Source organism: Pseudomonas sp. Eqa60, from assembly GCF_018326405.1.
GTDB classification, from domain to species: domain Bacteria; phylum Pseudomonadota; class Gammaproteobacteria; order Pseudomonadales; family Pseudomonadaceae; genus Aquipseudomonas; species Aquipseudomonas protegens.
In genome coordinates this window covers 5,364,123-5,378,204 of the sequence record NZ_AP024342.1, presented here as the reverse complement: position 1 = coordinate 5,378,204, position 14,082 = coordinate 5,364,123, and the positions used below count along the sequence as shown (strand labels likewise).

Genomic DNA, 14,082 nt, shown 5'->3' with positions numbered 1-14,082 from the left:
ACGCTACAGCACGGGGTGCGGAAAAAAGGCTTTGAGGATCAAAGCCTTGCACGGCTGCGATTGCAAGGCTTTGTAGCGAAATCGTTCCACTGTAGCGCTTTCAGTACAGATGGAGGTCGCTTTCAGAGCGGCAGGCGCAAGCTCAGGCCTTGCTGGGAATGCCGTATTTGCGCAGGCGGTGGGCAATCGCGGTATGGGAGGTCTGCAAGCGGTTGGCCAGTTGCCGGGTCGAGGGGTAACTGACGTAGAGGTTTTCCAGCAGCTCCTTCTCGAAGGCTTCCACGGCCTGTTCCAGGCTGGCCACTTCGGCATCGTTCTGGCGGGCTACCGAGGTGCCGGCAATGTCCAGGTCACCGATGTCCACCAGGTTGCTCTCGCAGATCGCCGCCGCACGGAAGATCACGTTCTGCAATTGCCGCACGTTGCCCGGCCAGCGGTTGCCCAGCAGCGCCGGGTAGGTCCCCGGTGTCAGCCGGCATACCGGCCGCTGGATCTGCGCGCAGGCCTGCTGCATGAAGTAGCGGGCCAGCAGCAGGATGTCCTGGCCGCGTTCGCGCAGCGGTGGCACTTCCACGTTCAGCACGTTGAGGCGATAGAACAGGTCTTCGCGGAAGGTGCCTTCGTTGACCATTTTTTCCAGGTCACGATGGGTGGCGCTGAGGATGCGCACGTTGACCTTGATCTCGCGATCGCCACCGACCCGGCGAAAGCTGCCGTCATTGAGAAAGCGCAGGAGCTTGGCCTGCAGGTAGGGCGACATCTCGCCGATTTCATCGAGGAACACCGTGCCCTGGTTGGCCAGCTCCATCAGCCCCGGCTTGCCGCCGCGCTGGGCGCCGGTAAAGGCGCCGGGGGCATAGCCGAACAATTCACTCTCGGCCAGGTTTTCCGGCAGTGCCGCGCAGTTCAGGGCCAGGAACGGCGCGCCGTGGCGGGCGCTGATGGCGTGGCAGGCGCGGGCCACCAGTTCCTTGCCGGTGCCGGTTTCACCCTGGATCAATAGTGGTGCGTCCAGCGCTGCAACCCGCTGCGCCCGGGCCTTGAGGGTGCGGATCGCCGGTGATTCGCCGAGCAGGGCATCGAAGCCTTCGGCGTGGTCGTGATGCAGGGCCGAGAGCCGTTCACCGATGCGGTTGGGCGGGTACAGGGTCAGCAGGGCACCGGCGTCGGTAATGGGAGTGGCGTCCAGCAGCAGGGTCTGGCCATTGACGGTGATTTCCCGCAGCGGCAGGCGAAAGCCGTTTTCCAGCAGGGCCTCCAGCAGTGCGGGGTCGGCAAACAGCTCGGCGACGCTTTCCCCGGCCGGTTCGCGACCATACAGGGCGATCAGCGCCGGGTTGGCCAGCAGCACTTTGCCGGCACTGTCCAGGGCCAGCACCGGATCGGTCATGGCCGCCAGCAGGGCGTCCAGTTGCAGGTGCCGGCGTTGCCCGGGAAGGATGTCCACCACCGTCACCGCCTGCACGCCACGTACGTTGAACAGCGCATCGCGCAGTTCTTCCAGCACCTGGGGGCTCAAGGTCGGGGCATCGATATAGACGTTGGGCGGCACCATTTCCACCGCATCCAGGTTGAGGTTGCGCCCGCCCAACAGGGCTAGGACTTCCTGGGTGATGCCGACGCGGTCGATGAAGCTGACGTGGATACGCATGGGGTGACTGACGGTTCTGCAAAGCGGAGGGTGGCCAGTATGCCTTGGGGCAGGGGCTTAGTCGAAATCGTCACGCATGCCGCAGGAGCCGGCTAGCCGGCGAAGGCGGGCCGGGCAGCGATGCAGGGCCGTGGTCAGTTCGCCGGCACGTCGGCCCCAGCAGGGGATCGGGGGTTATGCAAGGTGCTCGGGTTTCACCGGGTCGCCGGGCTTGACGTCCAGTTGCTTGCGTACGTCCTCGAACATTTCGTCGTAGTACTTGTGCATCGAGGCAATGCTGGCGCTCTTGGGCAGGCCGTGCTGCTGGGCGAGGCGGGTGGCGTGGCGGGCGAAGTCGAAAGCCAGGTCCTTGGCCAGGAAGAACTGCTCCTTCAGGGACTTGTCTTCGATGGTGCCGTGCAGGGTGAACATCATGCCCTTGCCCTCCTTGGGGTCGTGGGCCACTTCGTAGTCAATGCACAGGTTGTAGCTGAAGTCGTCCTTGTTCAGCGCATGGCGCTCGATATGCAGGTGACCGGGCTCAAACATGGCCATAGGCTTCTCTCCTCCAGGGCTTTGAAATGAGGGCAGGCGCCGGGCCTGCCCCGAGTTTTCACTGCAAGCGTCTTACAGGTAACTGATGCCAGGTTGCGCGGTGCTGATGCGGGTGCCGGCCTTGCCCTGGACGATCGCTTCGATGTCCGAGAGTGAACCGATCACTGCGGTTTTGCCAGTGTGCCGGGCAAATTCGCAGGCGGCCTGGACCTTCGGCCCCATGGAGCCGGCGGCAAAGCCCAGCTTCTCGATTTCGTCCGGGTGGGCCTGGCCGATGGCCTTCTGGGTCGGTTTGCCGAAGTCGATGAACGCCGCGTTGACGTCGGTGGCGATCACCAGCAGGTCGGCTTCCAGTTGCTCGGCCAGCAGCGCCGAGCACAGGTCCTTGTCGATCACGGCCTCGATGCCCTTGAGCTTGCCATCCTCGCCGTACATGGTGGGGATGCCGCCACCGCCGGCGCAGATCACGATGCTGCTTTTTTCCAGCAGCCACTTGATCGGACGGATCTCGAAGATGCGCTTGGGTTTCGGGCTGGCCACTACCCGGCGGTACTTGTCGCCATCCGGGGCGATGGCCCAGCCTTTTTCCTTGGCCAGCTTCTCGGCTTCTTCCTTGCTGTAGACTGGGCCGATGGGCTTGGTCGGGTTCTTGAATGCCGGGTCCTTGGCGTCCACTTCCACCTGGGTCAGCAAGGTGGCGAACGGCACCTCGAAGTCCAGCAGGTTGCCCAGTTCCTGTTCGATGATGTAGCCGATCATGCCTTCGGTCTCGGCGCCTAGCACGTCCAGCGGGTAGGGCGAAACCTGGGTGTAGGCCGCCGCTTGCAACGACAGCAGGCCGACCTGAGGGCCATTGCCGTGGGCAATCACCAGTTGGTTGCCGGGGTGGATCTTGGCGATCTGTTCGGTGGCGATGCGGATGTTGGCGCGTTGGTTGTCCGCGGTCATGGGTTCACCACGGCGGAGCAGGGCGTTACCGCCCAGTGCAACGACGATACGCATAATGCAGTCCTTCTAGAGTCCGGTGCCGGCGCCGCCTGGGCGGCGCCGGTGCTGGAGGGGGATTACAGGTCGGCCAGGGTCGAAACCAGGATCGCCTTGATGGTGTGCATGCGGTTTTCCGCTTGCTCGAAGGCGATGCAGGCGGGCGACTCGAACACGTCGTCGGTCACTTCAATGCCGTTGGCCAGGTGCGGATACTGCTCGGCGATCTGCTTGCCGACCTTGGTATCGCTGTTGTGGAAAGCCGGCAGGCAGTGCATGAACTTGGTCCGTGGGTTGCCGGTGGCTTTCATCAACTGGGCGTTGACCTGGTAGGGCAGCAGTTGCTCGATACGCTCGGCCCAGGCTTCCACCGGTTCGCCCATGGAGACCCAGACGTCGGTGTGAATGAAGTCCACGCCCTTGACCGCGGCTTTCGGATCCTCGGTGAGGGTGATGCGGGCACCGCTTTCCTCTGCGTATTTCTTGCAGCGCTGCACCAGGTCGTCATGGGGCCACAGGGCCTTGGGCGCGCAGATGCGCACGTCCATGCCGAGTTTGGCGCCCACCAGCAGCAGAGAGTTGCCCATGTTGTTGCGCGCATCGCCCAGGTAGGCGTAGCTGATCTCGTGGATCGGCTTGTCGGCGTGTTCACGCATGGTCAGCACGTCGGCGATCATCTGGGTCGGGTGGTATTCATCGGTCAGGCCGTTGAACACCGGAACCCCGGCGAATTTCGCCAGTTCTTCGACGATTTCCTGCTTGAAGCCGCGGTACTCGATGGCGTCGTACATGCGCCCCAGCACTCGGGCGGTGTCCTTCATGCTTTCCTTGTGGCCGATCTGCGAGGAGTTGGGGTCGATGTAGGTGACGTTGGCGCCCTGGTCATAGGCCGCCACTTCGAAGGCGCAACGGGTACGGGTCGAGGTCTTTTCGAAGATCAGGGCGATGTTGTTGCCCTTGAGGTGCTGCTGCTCGGTGCCGGTGTACTTGGCGCGCTTGAGGTCGCGGGACAGGTCCAGCAGGTAGCGCAGCTCACGTGGGGTGTGGTGTTCCAGGCTCAGCAGGTTACGGTTGTGGATGTTGAAAGCCATGATGGATCTCCTTTGATTTCGGTCGTCCACTTGCCGAGGCCCTTTGTAGGGGCAACGGCAAGCTGCTATGTCGGATAGGGTCGCTTAGTAGTCGATCGGGTCGCGGATGATCGGGCAGGTCATGCAGTGGCCGCCGCCACGGCCCCGGCCCAGTTCGCCGGCGCTGATGGTGATGACCTCGACCCCGGCCTTGCGCAGCAGGGTGTTGGTGTAGGTGTTGCGGTCGTAGCCGATGACCACGCCGGGTTCCACGGCCACCACGTTGTTGCCGTCGTCCCATTGCTCGCGCTCGGCGGCGAAGGCGTTGCCACCGGTTTCCACCACGCGCAGGGCCTTGAGGTTGAGGGCCTTGGCCACGGTGTCGAGGAAGCTGGTCTCTTCGCGACGCACATCGATGCCGCCGGGCTTGCTTTCGTCAGGGCGCAGGCTGAAGGCGACGATCTGGCTCACCACTTCCGGGAAGACCGTGACCAGGTCGCGGTCGCAGAAGCTGAACACGGTGTCCAGGTGCATCGCCGCGCGGGATTTCGGCAGGCCGGCGACGATCACGCGCTCCACGGCCTTGTGCTTGAACAGGTTCAGCGCCAGTTGGCCGATGGCCTGACGCGAGGAGCGCTCGCCCATGCCGATCAGGACCACGCCGTTGCCGATCGGCATCACGTCGCCGCCTTCCAGGGTGGCGTTGCCGTGTTCCTGGTCCGGGTCGCCGTACCAGATCTGGAAGTCGGCGTTGGTGAACTCGGGGTGGAACTTGTAGATGGCGGTGGTCAGCAGGGTTTCCTGACGTCGCGCCGGCCAGTACATCGGGTTCAGGGTCACGCCGCCGTAGATCCAGCAGGTGGTGTCGCGGGTGAACTGGGTGTTGGGCAGCGGCGGCAGGATGAAGCTGGAGTGGCCGAGGAAGTCGCGGAACATCTCGATGGTCTTGCCACCGAAGCTGGTGGGCAGGTCATCGGCCGATACACCGCCGATCAGGTACTCGGCGACCTTGCGCGGCTCCAGGCTGCGCAGCCACGAACCGACTTCGTTGACCAGGCCCAGGCCGACCTGGTTGGCGGTGATCTTGCGCTCCAGAATCCAGTCCAGGGCTTCGGGCATGGCGACAATGTCGGTCAGCAGGTTGTGCATTTCCAGCACATCGATATCCCGCTCACGCATCTTGGTGACGAAGTCGAAGTGGTCGCGTTTGGCCTGGGCCACCCACAGCACATCATCGAACAGCAGTTCATCGCAGTTGTTCGGGGTCAGCCGCTGATGGGCCAGGCCTGGGGAACAAACCATGACTTTGCGCAGTTTGCCGGCTTCGGAATGTACGCCGTACTTAACTTTTTCCGTGGTCATTACTGTGATCCTCCAGAGACAAAACAATCGGGGGTGTTGCTAGAGCTATAGGGTCAGGAAGCCGTCGTAGAGTCCGTAGGCCGCAACCAGGGCGCCTATGACCACTGCGGCAAAAATCAGCTTCTCGACGTTGGTGAAAATCGGTTTGTGCAGTTCCATCTTGGCCTTGGCGAACAGCACCACGCCGGGGGCGTAGAGCAGGGCCGAGAGCAGCAGGTACTTGACCCCGCCGGCATACAGCAGCCAGATCGCGTAGAGCAGGGCGATGCTGCCGATGATCAGGTCCTTCTTGCGTTCGGCCAGGGCCTGTTCATAGCTTTCGCCGCGCACCGCCAGCAGTACTGCGTAGGCCGCCGACCACAGGTAGGGCACCAGGATCATCGAGGTGGCGAGGTAGATCAGCGACAGGTAGGTACTGGCCGAGAACAGGGTGATGACCAGGAATATCTGCACCATGGCATTGGTCAGCCACAGGGCGTTGGCCGGTACGTGGTTGGCGTTCTCGCGGCGCAGGAACTCCGGCATGGTGTGGTCCTTGGCGGCGGCGAACATGATTTCCGCGCACAGCAGCACCCAGGACAGCAGCGCCCCCAGCAGCGAGATGATCAGGCCGACGCTGATCAGTACCGCGCCCCAGTGGCCCACCACATGCTCCAGCACTGCCGCCATGGACGGGTTCTGCAGCTTGGCCAGTTCCGGCTGGGTCATGATCCCCAGGGACAGCACGTTCACCAGCACCAGGAACAGCAGCACGGTGATGAAGCCGATGACGGTGGCCTTGCCCACATCCGAGCGTTTCTCCGCCCGGGACGAGAAGATGCTCGCGCCCTCGATGCCGATGAACACCCACACGGTGACCAGCATCATGTTGCGCACCTGGTTCATCACGCTGCCCAGGTCCGGATTCTTCACGCCCCAGATGTCGGCGGTGAAGATATCCAGCTTGAAGGCGAACAGGGCGATCAGCACGAACAGCAGCAGCGGCACCACCTTGGCAACCGTGGTCACCAGGTTGATGAAGGCCGCTTCCTTGATGCCGCGCAGCACCAGGAAGTGCACGGCCCAGAGCAAAACAGAGGCGCCGATCACGGCCGCGGGGGTGTTGCCCTCGCCGAAGATCGGGAAGAAATAGCCCAGGGTGCTGAACAGCAGGACGAAGTAGCCGACGTTGCCCAGCCAGGCGCTGATCCAGTAACCCCAGGCCGATGAAAAGCCCATGTAGTCACCGAACCCGGCCTTGGCGTAGGCGTAGACGCCGCCATCCAGATCAGGTTTGCGATTGGCTAGAGTTTGGAAGACGAAGGCCAGGGTCAACATGCCGACAGCGGTAATTGCCCAACCAATAAGAACAGCACCAACATCGGCGCTGGCGGCCATGTTTTGCGGTAAGGAGAAGATCCCGCCGCCAATCATGGAACCCACTACCAGGGCGACTAAGGCGCCCAGTCTTAGTTTACCGGGGGATTCAGACATTGCATGACTCCAATGCAGGAGAAGAGAGACGTCAGAGTAAATCTGCTTGCAATCCGAACAGCTGACTCAGATCAGTTCATTACTGCATTCCGTTGTGAATGAATGACTTAAGATTTGTTGCGAGGGGTAGAATGCTGCCCGGAGAGGGCCATTCCAGACAGGTTTCGATCTCCTTATCAGTAGCGGTTCTCATTGCCGACGACGTTTGAAACTAGACCCTTTTGGGGAATGTGCAAATCTTTCAGCGGCATTGATTAATCACTTGGTAGTGATGGCACTTAGTGCATATACATAACAAAACAGTCGGTTATTCAGGGCTTTCTACGGGGTGTACAGACGCCCGTTGCTTAAAGGATAAATAATTGACTGTTACTGTTAGACGCAAATTTGTAGAAGTTATTTAATAGCGTGTAGCTTTAATCGCCAGATCGACTCACTGAAGCAGAGGTAGGGATGTCACAACCGGCGCAGAAGCTGCAACTCGGTGCATTGATCGCCCTGGTGGTGGGTTCCATGATTGGTGGCGGGATCTTCTCGCTGCCGCAGAATATGGCGGCCCGGGCCGATGCCGGAGCGGTGCTGATCGGCTGGGCCATCACCGCGGTGGGGATGCTGACCCTGGCCTTCGTCTTCCAGACTCTGGCCAACCGCAAGCCGGAGCTCGATTCCGGGGTCTACGCCTATGCCAAGGCCGGGTTCGGCGACTACATGGGCTTTTCATCGGCCTGGGGTTACTGGATCAGTGCCTGGCTGGGCAACGTCGGCTACTTCGTCCTGCTGTTCAGCACCCTGGGCTATTTCTTTCCGGTGTTCGGCCAGGGCAATACCCCGGTGGCCATCGGCTGTGCCTCGGTCCTGCTGTGGGCCGTGCATTTCCTGGTGTTGCGGGGGATCAAGGAGGCGGCGTTCATCAACCAGCTGACCACGGTGGCGAAGATCGTGCCGCTGGTGATGTTCATCGTCATCGCTGCCGTGGCATTCAAGGCGGATATCTTCACCCGGGATATCTGGGGCCGCAGCAACCCGAACTTCGGCGGGGTGATGGACCAGGTGCGCAACATGATGCTGGTCACGGTGTTCGTGTTCATCGGTATCGAGGGCGCCAGCGTGTATTCGGCCCGGGCGCAGAAGCGCGCCGATGTCGGGCGGGCCACGGTGATCGGTTTTCTCGGGGTGCTGGCGCTGCTGGTACTGGTCAACGTGCTGTCGTTGGGGATCATGAGCCAGCCGGAGCTGGCGCAATTGCAGAATCCTTCCCTGGCGGCAGTGCTGGAGCATATCGTCGGCCCCTGGGGCGCCTTGCTGATCAGCATCGGCCTGGCGGTTTCCCTGCTGGGGGCCTTGCTGTCCTGGGCCTTGCTGTGCGCCGAGATCCTCTACGCCACCGCCCGGGACCGGACCATGCCGGCTTTCCTGAAGAAGGAAAACGCCAACCATGTGCCGGTCAATGCCTTGTGGCTGACCAACGTGATGATCCAGATCTTTCTGCTGATCACCCTGTTCTCTGCCGGCACCTACACCAGCCTGATCTACCTGGCGTCGTCGATGATCCTGGTGCCCTACCTGTGGTCGGCGGCCTATGCGGTGCTGCTCAGCGGTCGCGGGGAAACCTACGAGCAGGCCTCCCGGGAACGCAAGAAGGACCTGTTCATCGCCACCGTGGCCCTGAGCTACGCCATCTGGCTGCTGTACGCCGGCGGCTTGAAGTACCTGCTGCTGTCGGCCTTGTTGTATGCGCCGGGGGTAATCCTGTTCGCCAAGGCCAAGCATGAGCAGGGCGAGCCGTTGTTCACCCCGCTGGAAAAACTGATCTTCGCGGCCGTGGTCATCGGCGCCTCATTGGCGGCCTATGGCTTGTACAGCGGCCTGCTGGCGCTGTGATTCATCACCTGCCCTACCAGGGCGCCTACGACTGGCCGGCGATGCTGGGCTTTCTCAGGGCCCGCGCCATCGAAGGCCTGGAGGTGGTGCAGGGCGATACTTATGCCCGCACCTTCGCGCTGGCGGGCGGGCAAGGCATCTTGAGTGTCTGCCCGGGGCCTGCAGGCCATTTGCAGGTGCAGTTGCAGGGGGCCGAGCAGGCCCTGCTGCCCCAGGTGCTGGCGCGCTTGCGCCGGCAATTCGATCTGGACGCGGACCTGTCCCTGATCAACCGCCATCTGGCCCGTGATCCGCTGCTCGCACCGTTGCTGGCGGCACGCCCGGGCCTGCGAGTACCCGGGGCCTGGGACGGTTTCGAGCTGGCCATTCGCGCCGTGCTGGGCCAGCAGATCACCGTGCAGGGCGCGATCCGCCTGGCGGGCAAGCTGGTGGCGGTGCATGGCCGGTTGCTGGCCAGTCCCGACCCGCAGTGGCCTGGTTTGACCCACCTGTTTCCCACTCCCCAGGTGCTGTCCACTGCCAACCTGGCCGACCTGGGAATGCCCCGCAGCCGGGCACGCACGCTGTCTGCCGTGGCCCAGGCCTTGCTCGACGATCCACTCCTGTTCGAACCCAGGGCCAGCTTGCAACAGGGGGTGGAGCGCCTGTTGCAATTGCCGGGAATCGGCGATTGGACCGCGCAATACATCGCCCTGCGCCAGTTGCGCGAGAGCGATGCCTTTCCGGCGGCGGACGTAGGCCTGTTCAACGCTGTGGCACGTCTGCAGGGGCTGCGGCCCAATGCCCGCCAACTGCTGGCCCGGGCCGAGGCCTGGCGGCCGTGGCGCGGTTATGCGGCGCAGCATTTGTGGGCGGCCATGGGCTGAAACGGTCCGCCGGTTCCTACGGGATCAACTGGCAGCCAGGGCCTTCACCACCATCTGGGGCGATGGGCGCCCAGGGCGGTGGCCGGGCAACTCCACTGCACCGGCGTTCCATTGATGTGCAACGGCACCCGCAGGCGCCGCGCCGGCCCCCAAGGGGTCTGTTCCAGCACCAGCCCCTGATCCTCGTGGTCTTCGGCGCGCGGTGGAATTTCGGCGGTCGCTGACGGGGAATGATCAACCAGCAACTGGGCGGTACGGGCCAGGGACAGGCGCGCCGATGCGCCCTGCTCGCCGCTCAGGGACCGGGTCAGTGCCCGCAGGGCGCTGGCTGCCATCAGGTAACCGGTGGCGTGATCCAGGGCCTGGACCGGCAGTGGCACAGGCCTGTCCGCGGCTTTCCAGGCCATGCCGGCTTCGGCGATGCCGCAGCTCATCTGCACCAGGCTGTCGAAGCCCCGGCGGTTGCGCCAGGGGCCGCTCCAGCCGTAGGCATTGAGGCTGACTTCGATCAGCCCCGGAGCGATTTTCTGGCGTGCCTGGGCGTCATAACCCAGGTGTTCCAGGGCATCGGCGCGGTAGCCATGCAGAAGCAGGTCGGCCTGCGCCAGCAAGCCTTCGAACAGGGCACGCTGCTCAAGGTCGTGCAGATCGAGGCGCGCGCAGCGTTTGCCCAGGGTCACCTCCGGCTCCAGGGCCGGCTCGTTCCAATGTGGCGGATCGATGCGCAACACCTCGGCCCCGAGCCCCGCCAGCAGGCGGCTGGCCACCGGGCCCGCCAGGACCCGGGTCAGGTCCAGTACCTTGAGCCCGGCCAGGGGCCGGTCGACGCGACCGCTCCAGGCCTTGTGCCGCTGATCGGCCTGGGGCAGCCAGTGCACCAGGGGTTCGCTGTTTACCGCCCGGCCCTGGGGGTGGGCCTGCCACTGCGCCCAGCTGCGCATCTGCGCGGCACAACCGCCCTGGTCGACTATCGCCTGCTCCAGTTCCAGGGCGTTCCAGGTGGCCACCTGGGCGGCCATGGCCGAGCGTTCGGTCACCGCTCCCAGCACCCGTTCGGCGGCGGCCCGGTGCTGAGGTGCGTTGGTGTGCAGGCGAATCCAGCCGTCGCGGCTGGCGTAGTCGCCGGCAATCGGGTCCCAGGGTGATGGCAGGCTCCAGCCCTGCGGGCGGATCGAGCTGGCGAACCAGAACGAGGCCAGGCGCCGGTCGACGCTGACCTCTGGCAGGCGTCCGGTCTGGCTGTACAGGAGTTCAGCGACTGCCTGCCCGGCAGCGGCAATGCTGGCGCTGGCCAGGTCGGTCACGGCGAAGGCCGAGGGCAGGGCGCCCTGGCCGGTTTGCCGGATGCTTGATGACGCCAGGCCCAGCGCGGCCTGGATGGATGCGAGTAACTCGGTCATGGCCCACTCCGCGGATCAGGGGAGGGCATTGCACCCTGAAACTGCCGCGGCTGTCGATCACCCCTGGTCATCGGCCGCGGCTGGCGCCGGAGCAGCGCTTACACCCGGAACTGATCCATGAGTTTCATTTGCTGGGTGGCCAGGGCATTGAGCTGGCTGCTGACCTGGGCCGACTCACTGGCCTGTTCGGTGAGGGTTTCGGTCACGGTGCGAATCGCCGAGACGTTGCGGTTGACCTCTTCGGCCACCGCGCTCTGCTGCTCGGCAGCGCTGGCGATCTGCAGGTTCATGTCGCTGATCACAGTGACCGCGTCGCTGATCTTGCCCAGGGCCTGGACTGCCTGCTGGATCTGCCCGGCACTGTTCTGCGCCTGGCTCTGGCTGGCGTGCATGGTGGTCACCACATCCCGGGTGCCGCTCTGGATGCGTTCGATCACCACGCGAATTTCCTCCACCGAGTCTTGGGTGCGCTTGGCCAGGTTGCGCACTTCATCGGCCACCACGGCGAAACCGCGACCGCTTTCCCCGGCGCGAGCCGCTTCGATGGCGGCGTTGAGGGCCAGCAGGTTGGTCTGCTCGGCAATACTGCGGATCACTTCCAGCACCGACCCTATCTGTTCGCTGCTCACCGCCAGGGCTTCGACTTCCCCCACCGCCTTGCTCACCTCGTCGGCCAGCAGGCTGATGTCCCGGGTGCTGCGCTCGATGATGGTCATGCCTTCCTTGGCCGACTGGTCTGCGCCACGGGCGGCCTGGGCGGCATTGGAGGCACTGTTGGCAACATCGTGGGCAGTGGCGCTCATTTCGTTGGAGGCGGTGGCCACTTGATCGATTTCGCGGAACTGCACCTGCATGCCTTCACTGGTCTGGCGGGCGATTTCCGAAGACTGGTCGGCGGTGCCCCGGGCTTCGGTGATGCTCTGCTTGATCTGGGCGATGGTCGGTTGCAGCTTGTCGAGGAAGCGGTTGAACCAGCCCACCAGTTCGCCGAGTTCGTCTTTCTTGCTGTAGTCCAGGCGCTGGGTCAGGTCGCCGTCGCCGCTGGCGATGGCCTTGAGCATCTGCGCCACGCTGTTGATCGGGCGGGTCACGCCCGAGGCGCTGAGCCAGATCAGCAGCAGGCCCAGCAGGCCGGCGCCGACGGCCACCAGTACGGTTTTCACCGTGCCGCTGGTCTGGGCCTCATCCAGCAGGCCTTGCAGTTTTACCGAGTCTGCCAGCAGCACTTGTTGCGGCAGGTCGATGGTGACGCCCCAGGGCTTGGCATCGGCAATCGGGCTGAAGGGGTAGACCGCGCGGATCAGTTCACCCTGTTGCAGGACCTTGTTCTGGCTGCCGGCGAGCAGCGCGAGGATGTCCTTGCCCTGGGCGCCGAGGGTTTCGTTGATGTTCTTGCCGACCTGGCTGGCATCGGCGCCCACGGCCGCCAGCAAGCCGCTGCCGGCGACGATCATCATGTGCCCGGCACCGTTGAACAGAAAACGCTGGGATTCGCCGGCCGCGGCCTGCAGGGAGTCCAGGGCGATGTCGACGCCAATCACCCCGATGACCTTGCCGTCCACCAGCAAGGGCTGGGAGATGGTGGTCATCAGCACCTGTTTCTTGTCCTCGCCGATGGTGTCGGCGTAGGGGTCCAGCAGGCAGGTACGGCGGCTGTCGCGGGGGCAGGTGTACCAGACGTTGTAGGGGGTGCCGCTGAGGTTGAGGGTAGTCTTGGTCAGGTCGTCTTCCACCATCACGGTGTTCAACTGCTGGCCCCCGGATCGGCTCCAGTAGGTGGCGAAGCGCCCGCGTTCGTTGGAAGCACGGGCTGCGTCATTGAGAAATTCGCTGTCCTTGCCATCCAGGGCGTTGGGTTCGTAGGCCAGCCAGATGCCGAGCACTTTGGGATTGCGCTCGAAGGCGGTCTTCAGGCTGTGGTTGAGCTCTTCGCGCAGTGCCGCAGCTTCCAGGCCGCGCTTGCTCGCCATGTCACGCAGGTCGCGTACCTGGTCCGCCAGGGCGGTGATCACCAGGTTGCTTTCACCGAAGGTCTTCTGCACCCGTACTGCCTGGTCGGCGGCCTTTGCCTGCAGCAACTCTTCGACCCCGGCGGTGAGCATCCGCGTGCTGGAGGTGTTGACCAGTTGGTTGTTCTGCTGGCTCTGGTACAGGTTCATGCCGACGATCAGCGCCACTACGCCCAACAGGCACAGTCCGGACAACAGCACTATTTTCAGGCGAATGGAGAGAGAGTCGAACATGGGGGGCGATCTCGCGAAAGGACGGATGGAAAGCACGGAATCGGATGACTCCGGTCGCCAAGTCCATTCAGCGCTATGCCCGGAACATCGGCTCGGGCGGCCTTTGCGTGAGGGGCTGCCGACGAACGGTCATGTCCTTGACATATATGGCCTTAGGGGCAAGGGCATAGCTGCCAGCGGGCGCAGGTCAGGAGGCCTGCGGCAGGGCTTCGGGGCGTGACCAGATCCACAGGTTGCCCAGGGTCATGCCGGCAATGGCGGCATACATCGTCCAGTGATGGTTGAGCAGGGTCAGCATCAGCCCGGCACACAGCAGCATGCTGACCGTGGCGCTGATCTTGGCCTTGCGGCTGACGATCCGGCCGTTGCGCCAGTTGCAGAGGATAGGCCCGAACAGGCGATGGTTCTCCATCCAGGCGCTTAGCCGTGGCGAGCTCTTGGTGGCGGCCCAGGCAGCCAGCAGGATGAACTCGGTGGTCGGCAGGCCGGGTACGACGATGGCGATCAGGCCGATGGCCAGGCTGACATAGGCCAGCGCGCCAAACAGCAGGCGGGAAATCTTCGACGAGGAGGGGCGAGTGGGGGTCATGGTTTCGATGATGAGGTAACGCGTCGTAC

At 63.7% G+C, this 14,082-nt stretch carries 11 protein-coding genes; 2 read left to right on the top strand and 9 right to left on the bottom strand.

The genetic code is table 11. The features are described from left to right. Positions 1 to 142 precede the first annotated feature (142 nt). The 6 genes from KI242_RS24190 to arcD (KI242_RS24165) all read right to left on the bottom strand — a co-directional run bounded on the left by KI242_RS24190 (position 143) and on the right by arcD (KI242_RS24165) (position 7,074). Positions 143 to 1,651 (bottom strand): sigma-54-dependent transcriptional regulator, encoded by a 1,509-nt coding sequence (locus KI242_RS24190; RefSeq protein ID WP_011062893.1) that lies wholly within the window; start codon positions 1,649 to 1,651, stop codon positions 143 to 145. A gap of 174 nt (positions 1,652 to 1,825) precedes the next feature. Next, the gene (locus tag KI242_RS24185; RefSeq protein WP_041119603.1) at positions 1,826 to 2,185 is read right to left on the bottom strand and encodes a DUF5064 family protein; all 360 of its coding nucleotides are present in this window, start codon (positions 2,183 to 2,185) and stop codon (positions 1,826 to 1,828) included. Between the two features lie 72 nt (positions 2,186 to 2,257). Further along, the gene (arcC, locus tag KI242_RS24180) at positions 2,258 to 3,187 is read right to left on the bottom strand and encodes a carbamate kinase (protein WP_011062891.1); all 930 of its coding nucleotides are present in this window, start codon (positions 3,185 to 3,187) and stop codon (positions 2,258 to 2,260) included. A gap of 62 nt (positions 3,188 to 3,249) precedes the next feature. Continuing rightward, complete coding sequence (locus KI242_RS24175; protein WP_025126828.1) at positions 3,250 to 4,260, bottom strand: ornithine carbamoyltransferase; 1,011 nt, start codon at positions 4,258 to 4,260, stop codon at positions 3,250 to 3,252. A gap of 84 nt (positions 4,261 to 4,344) precedes the next feature. Continuing rightward, on the bottom strand, positions 4,345 to 5,601 hold the full coding sequence (gene arcA / locus KI242_RS24170; RefSeq protein ID WP_011062889.1) for an arginine deiminase: 1,257 nt from the start codon (positions 5,599 to 5,601) through the stop codon (positions 4,345 to 4,347). Between the two features lie 45 nt (positions 5,602 to 5,646). Continuing rightward, complete coding sequence (gene arcD / locus KI242_RS24165) at positions 5,647 to 7,074, bottom strand: arginine-ornithine antiporter (RefSeq protein WP_011062888.1); 1,428 nt, start codon at positions 7,072 to 7,074, stop codon at positions 5,647 to 5,649. Positions 7,075 to 7,527: 453 nt separating this feature from the next. Here arcD (KI242_RS24165) and arcD (KI242_RS24160) point away from each other — a divergent pair, with 453 nt between their 5' ends. Both arcD (KI242_RS24160) and KI242_RS24155 read left to right on the top strand, forming a co-directional pair. Continuing rightward, complete coding sequence (gene arcD / locus KI242_RS24160; RefSeq protein ID WP_011062887.1) at positions 7,528 to 8,955, top strand: arginine-ornithine antiporter; 1,428 nt, start codon at positions 7,528 to 7,530, stop codon at positions 8,953 to 8,955. Next, positions 8,952 to 9,821 (top strand): DNA-3-methyladenine glycosylase, encoded by an 870-nt coding sequence (locus KI242_RS24155; RefSeq protein WP_015636748.1) that lies wholly within the window; start codon positions 8,952 to 8,954, stop codon positions 9,819 to 9,821. The genes arcD (KI242_RS24160) and KI242_RS24155 overlap by 4 nt, the downstream gene beginning before the upstream one ends. A 44-nt stretch (positions 9,822 to 9,865) precedes the next feature. Here KI242_RS24155 and KI242_RS24150 read toward each other — a convergent pair whose 3' ends face one another. The 3 genes from KI242_RS24150 to KI242_RS24140 all read right to left on the bottom strand — a co-directional run bounded on the left by KI242_RS24150 (position 9,866) and on the right by KI242_RS24140 (position 14,053). Then, positions 9,866 to 11,221 carry a CoA transferase gene (locus KI242_RS24150; RefSeq protein ID WP_077934666.1) on the bottom strand — a complete coding sequence of 452 codons (1,356 nt, stop codon included), beginning with the start codon at positions 11,219 to 11,221 and terminating at the stop codon, positions 9,866 to 9,868. 98 nt (positions 11,222 to 11,319) lie between these two features. Continuing rightward, on the bottom strand, positions 11,320 to 13,464 hold the full coding sequence (locus KI242_RS24145; RefSeq protein ID WP_212805614.1) for a methyl-accepting chemotaxis protein: 2,145 nt from the start codon (positions 13,462 to 13,464) through the stop codon (positions 11,320 to 11,322). A 187-nt stretch (positions 13,465 to 13,651) separates the two neighbouring features. Beyond that, complete coding sequence (locus tag KI242_RS24140) at positions 13,652 to 14,053, bottom strand: YbaN family protein (protein WP_053153419.1); 402 nt, start codon at positions 14,051 to 14,053, stop codon at positions 13,652 to 13,654. Between the last annotated feature and the right edge of the window lie 29 nt (positions 14,054 to 14,082).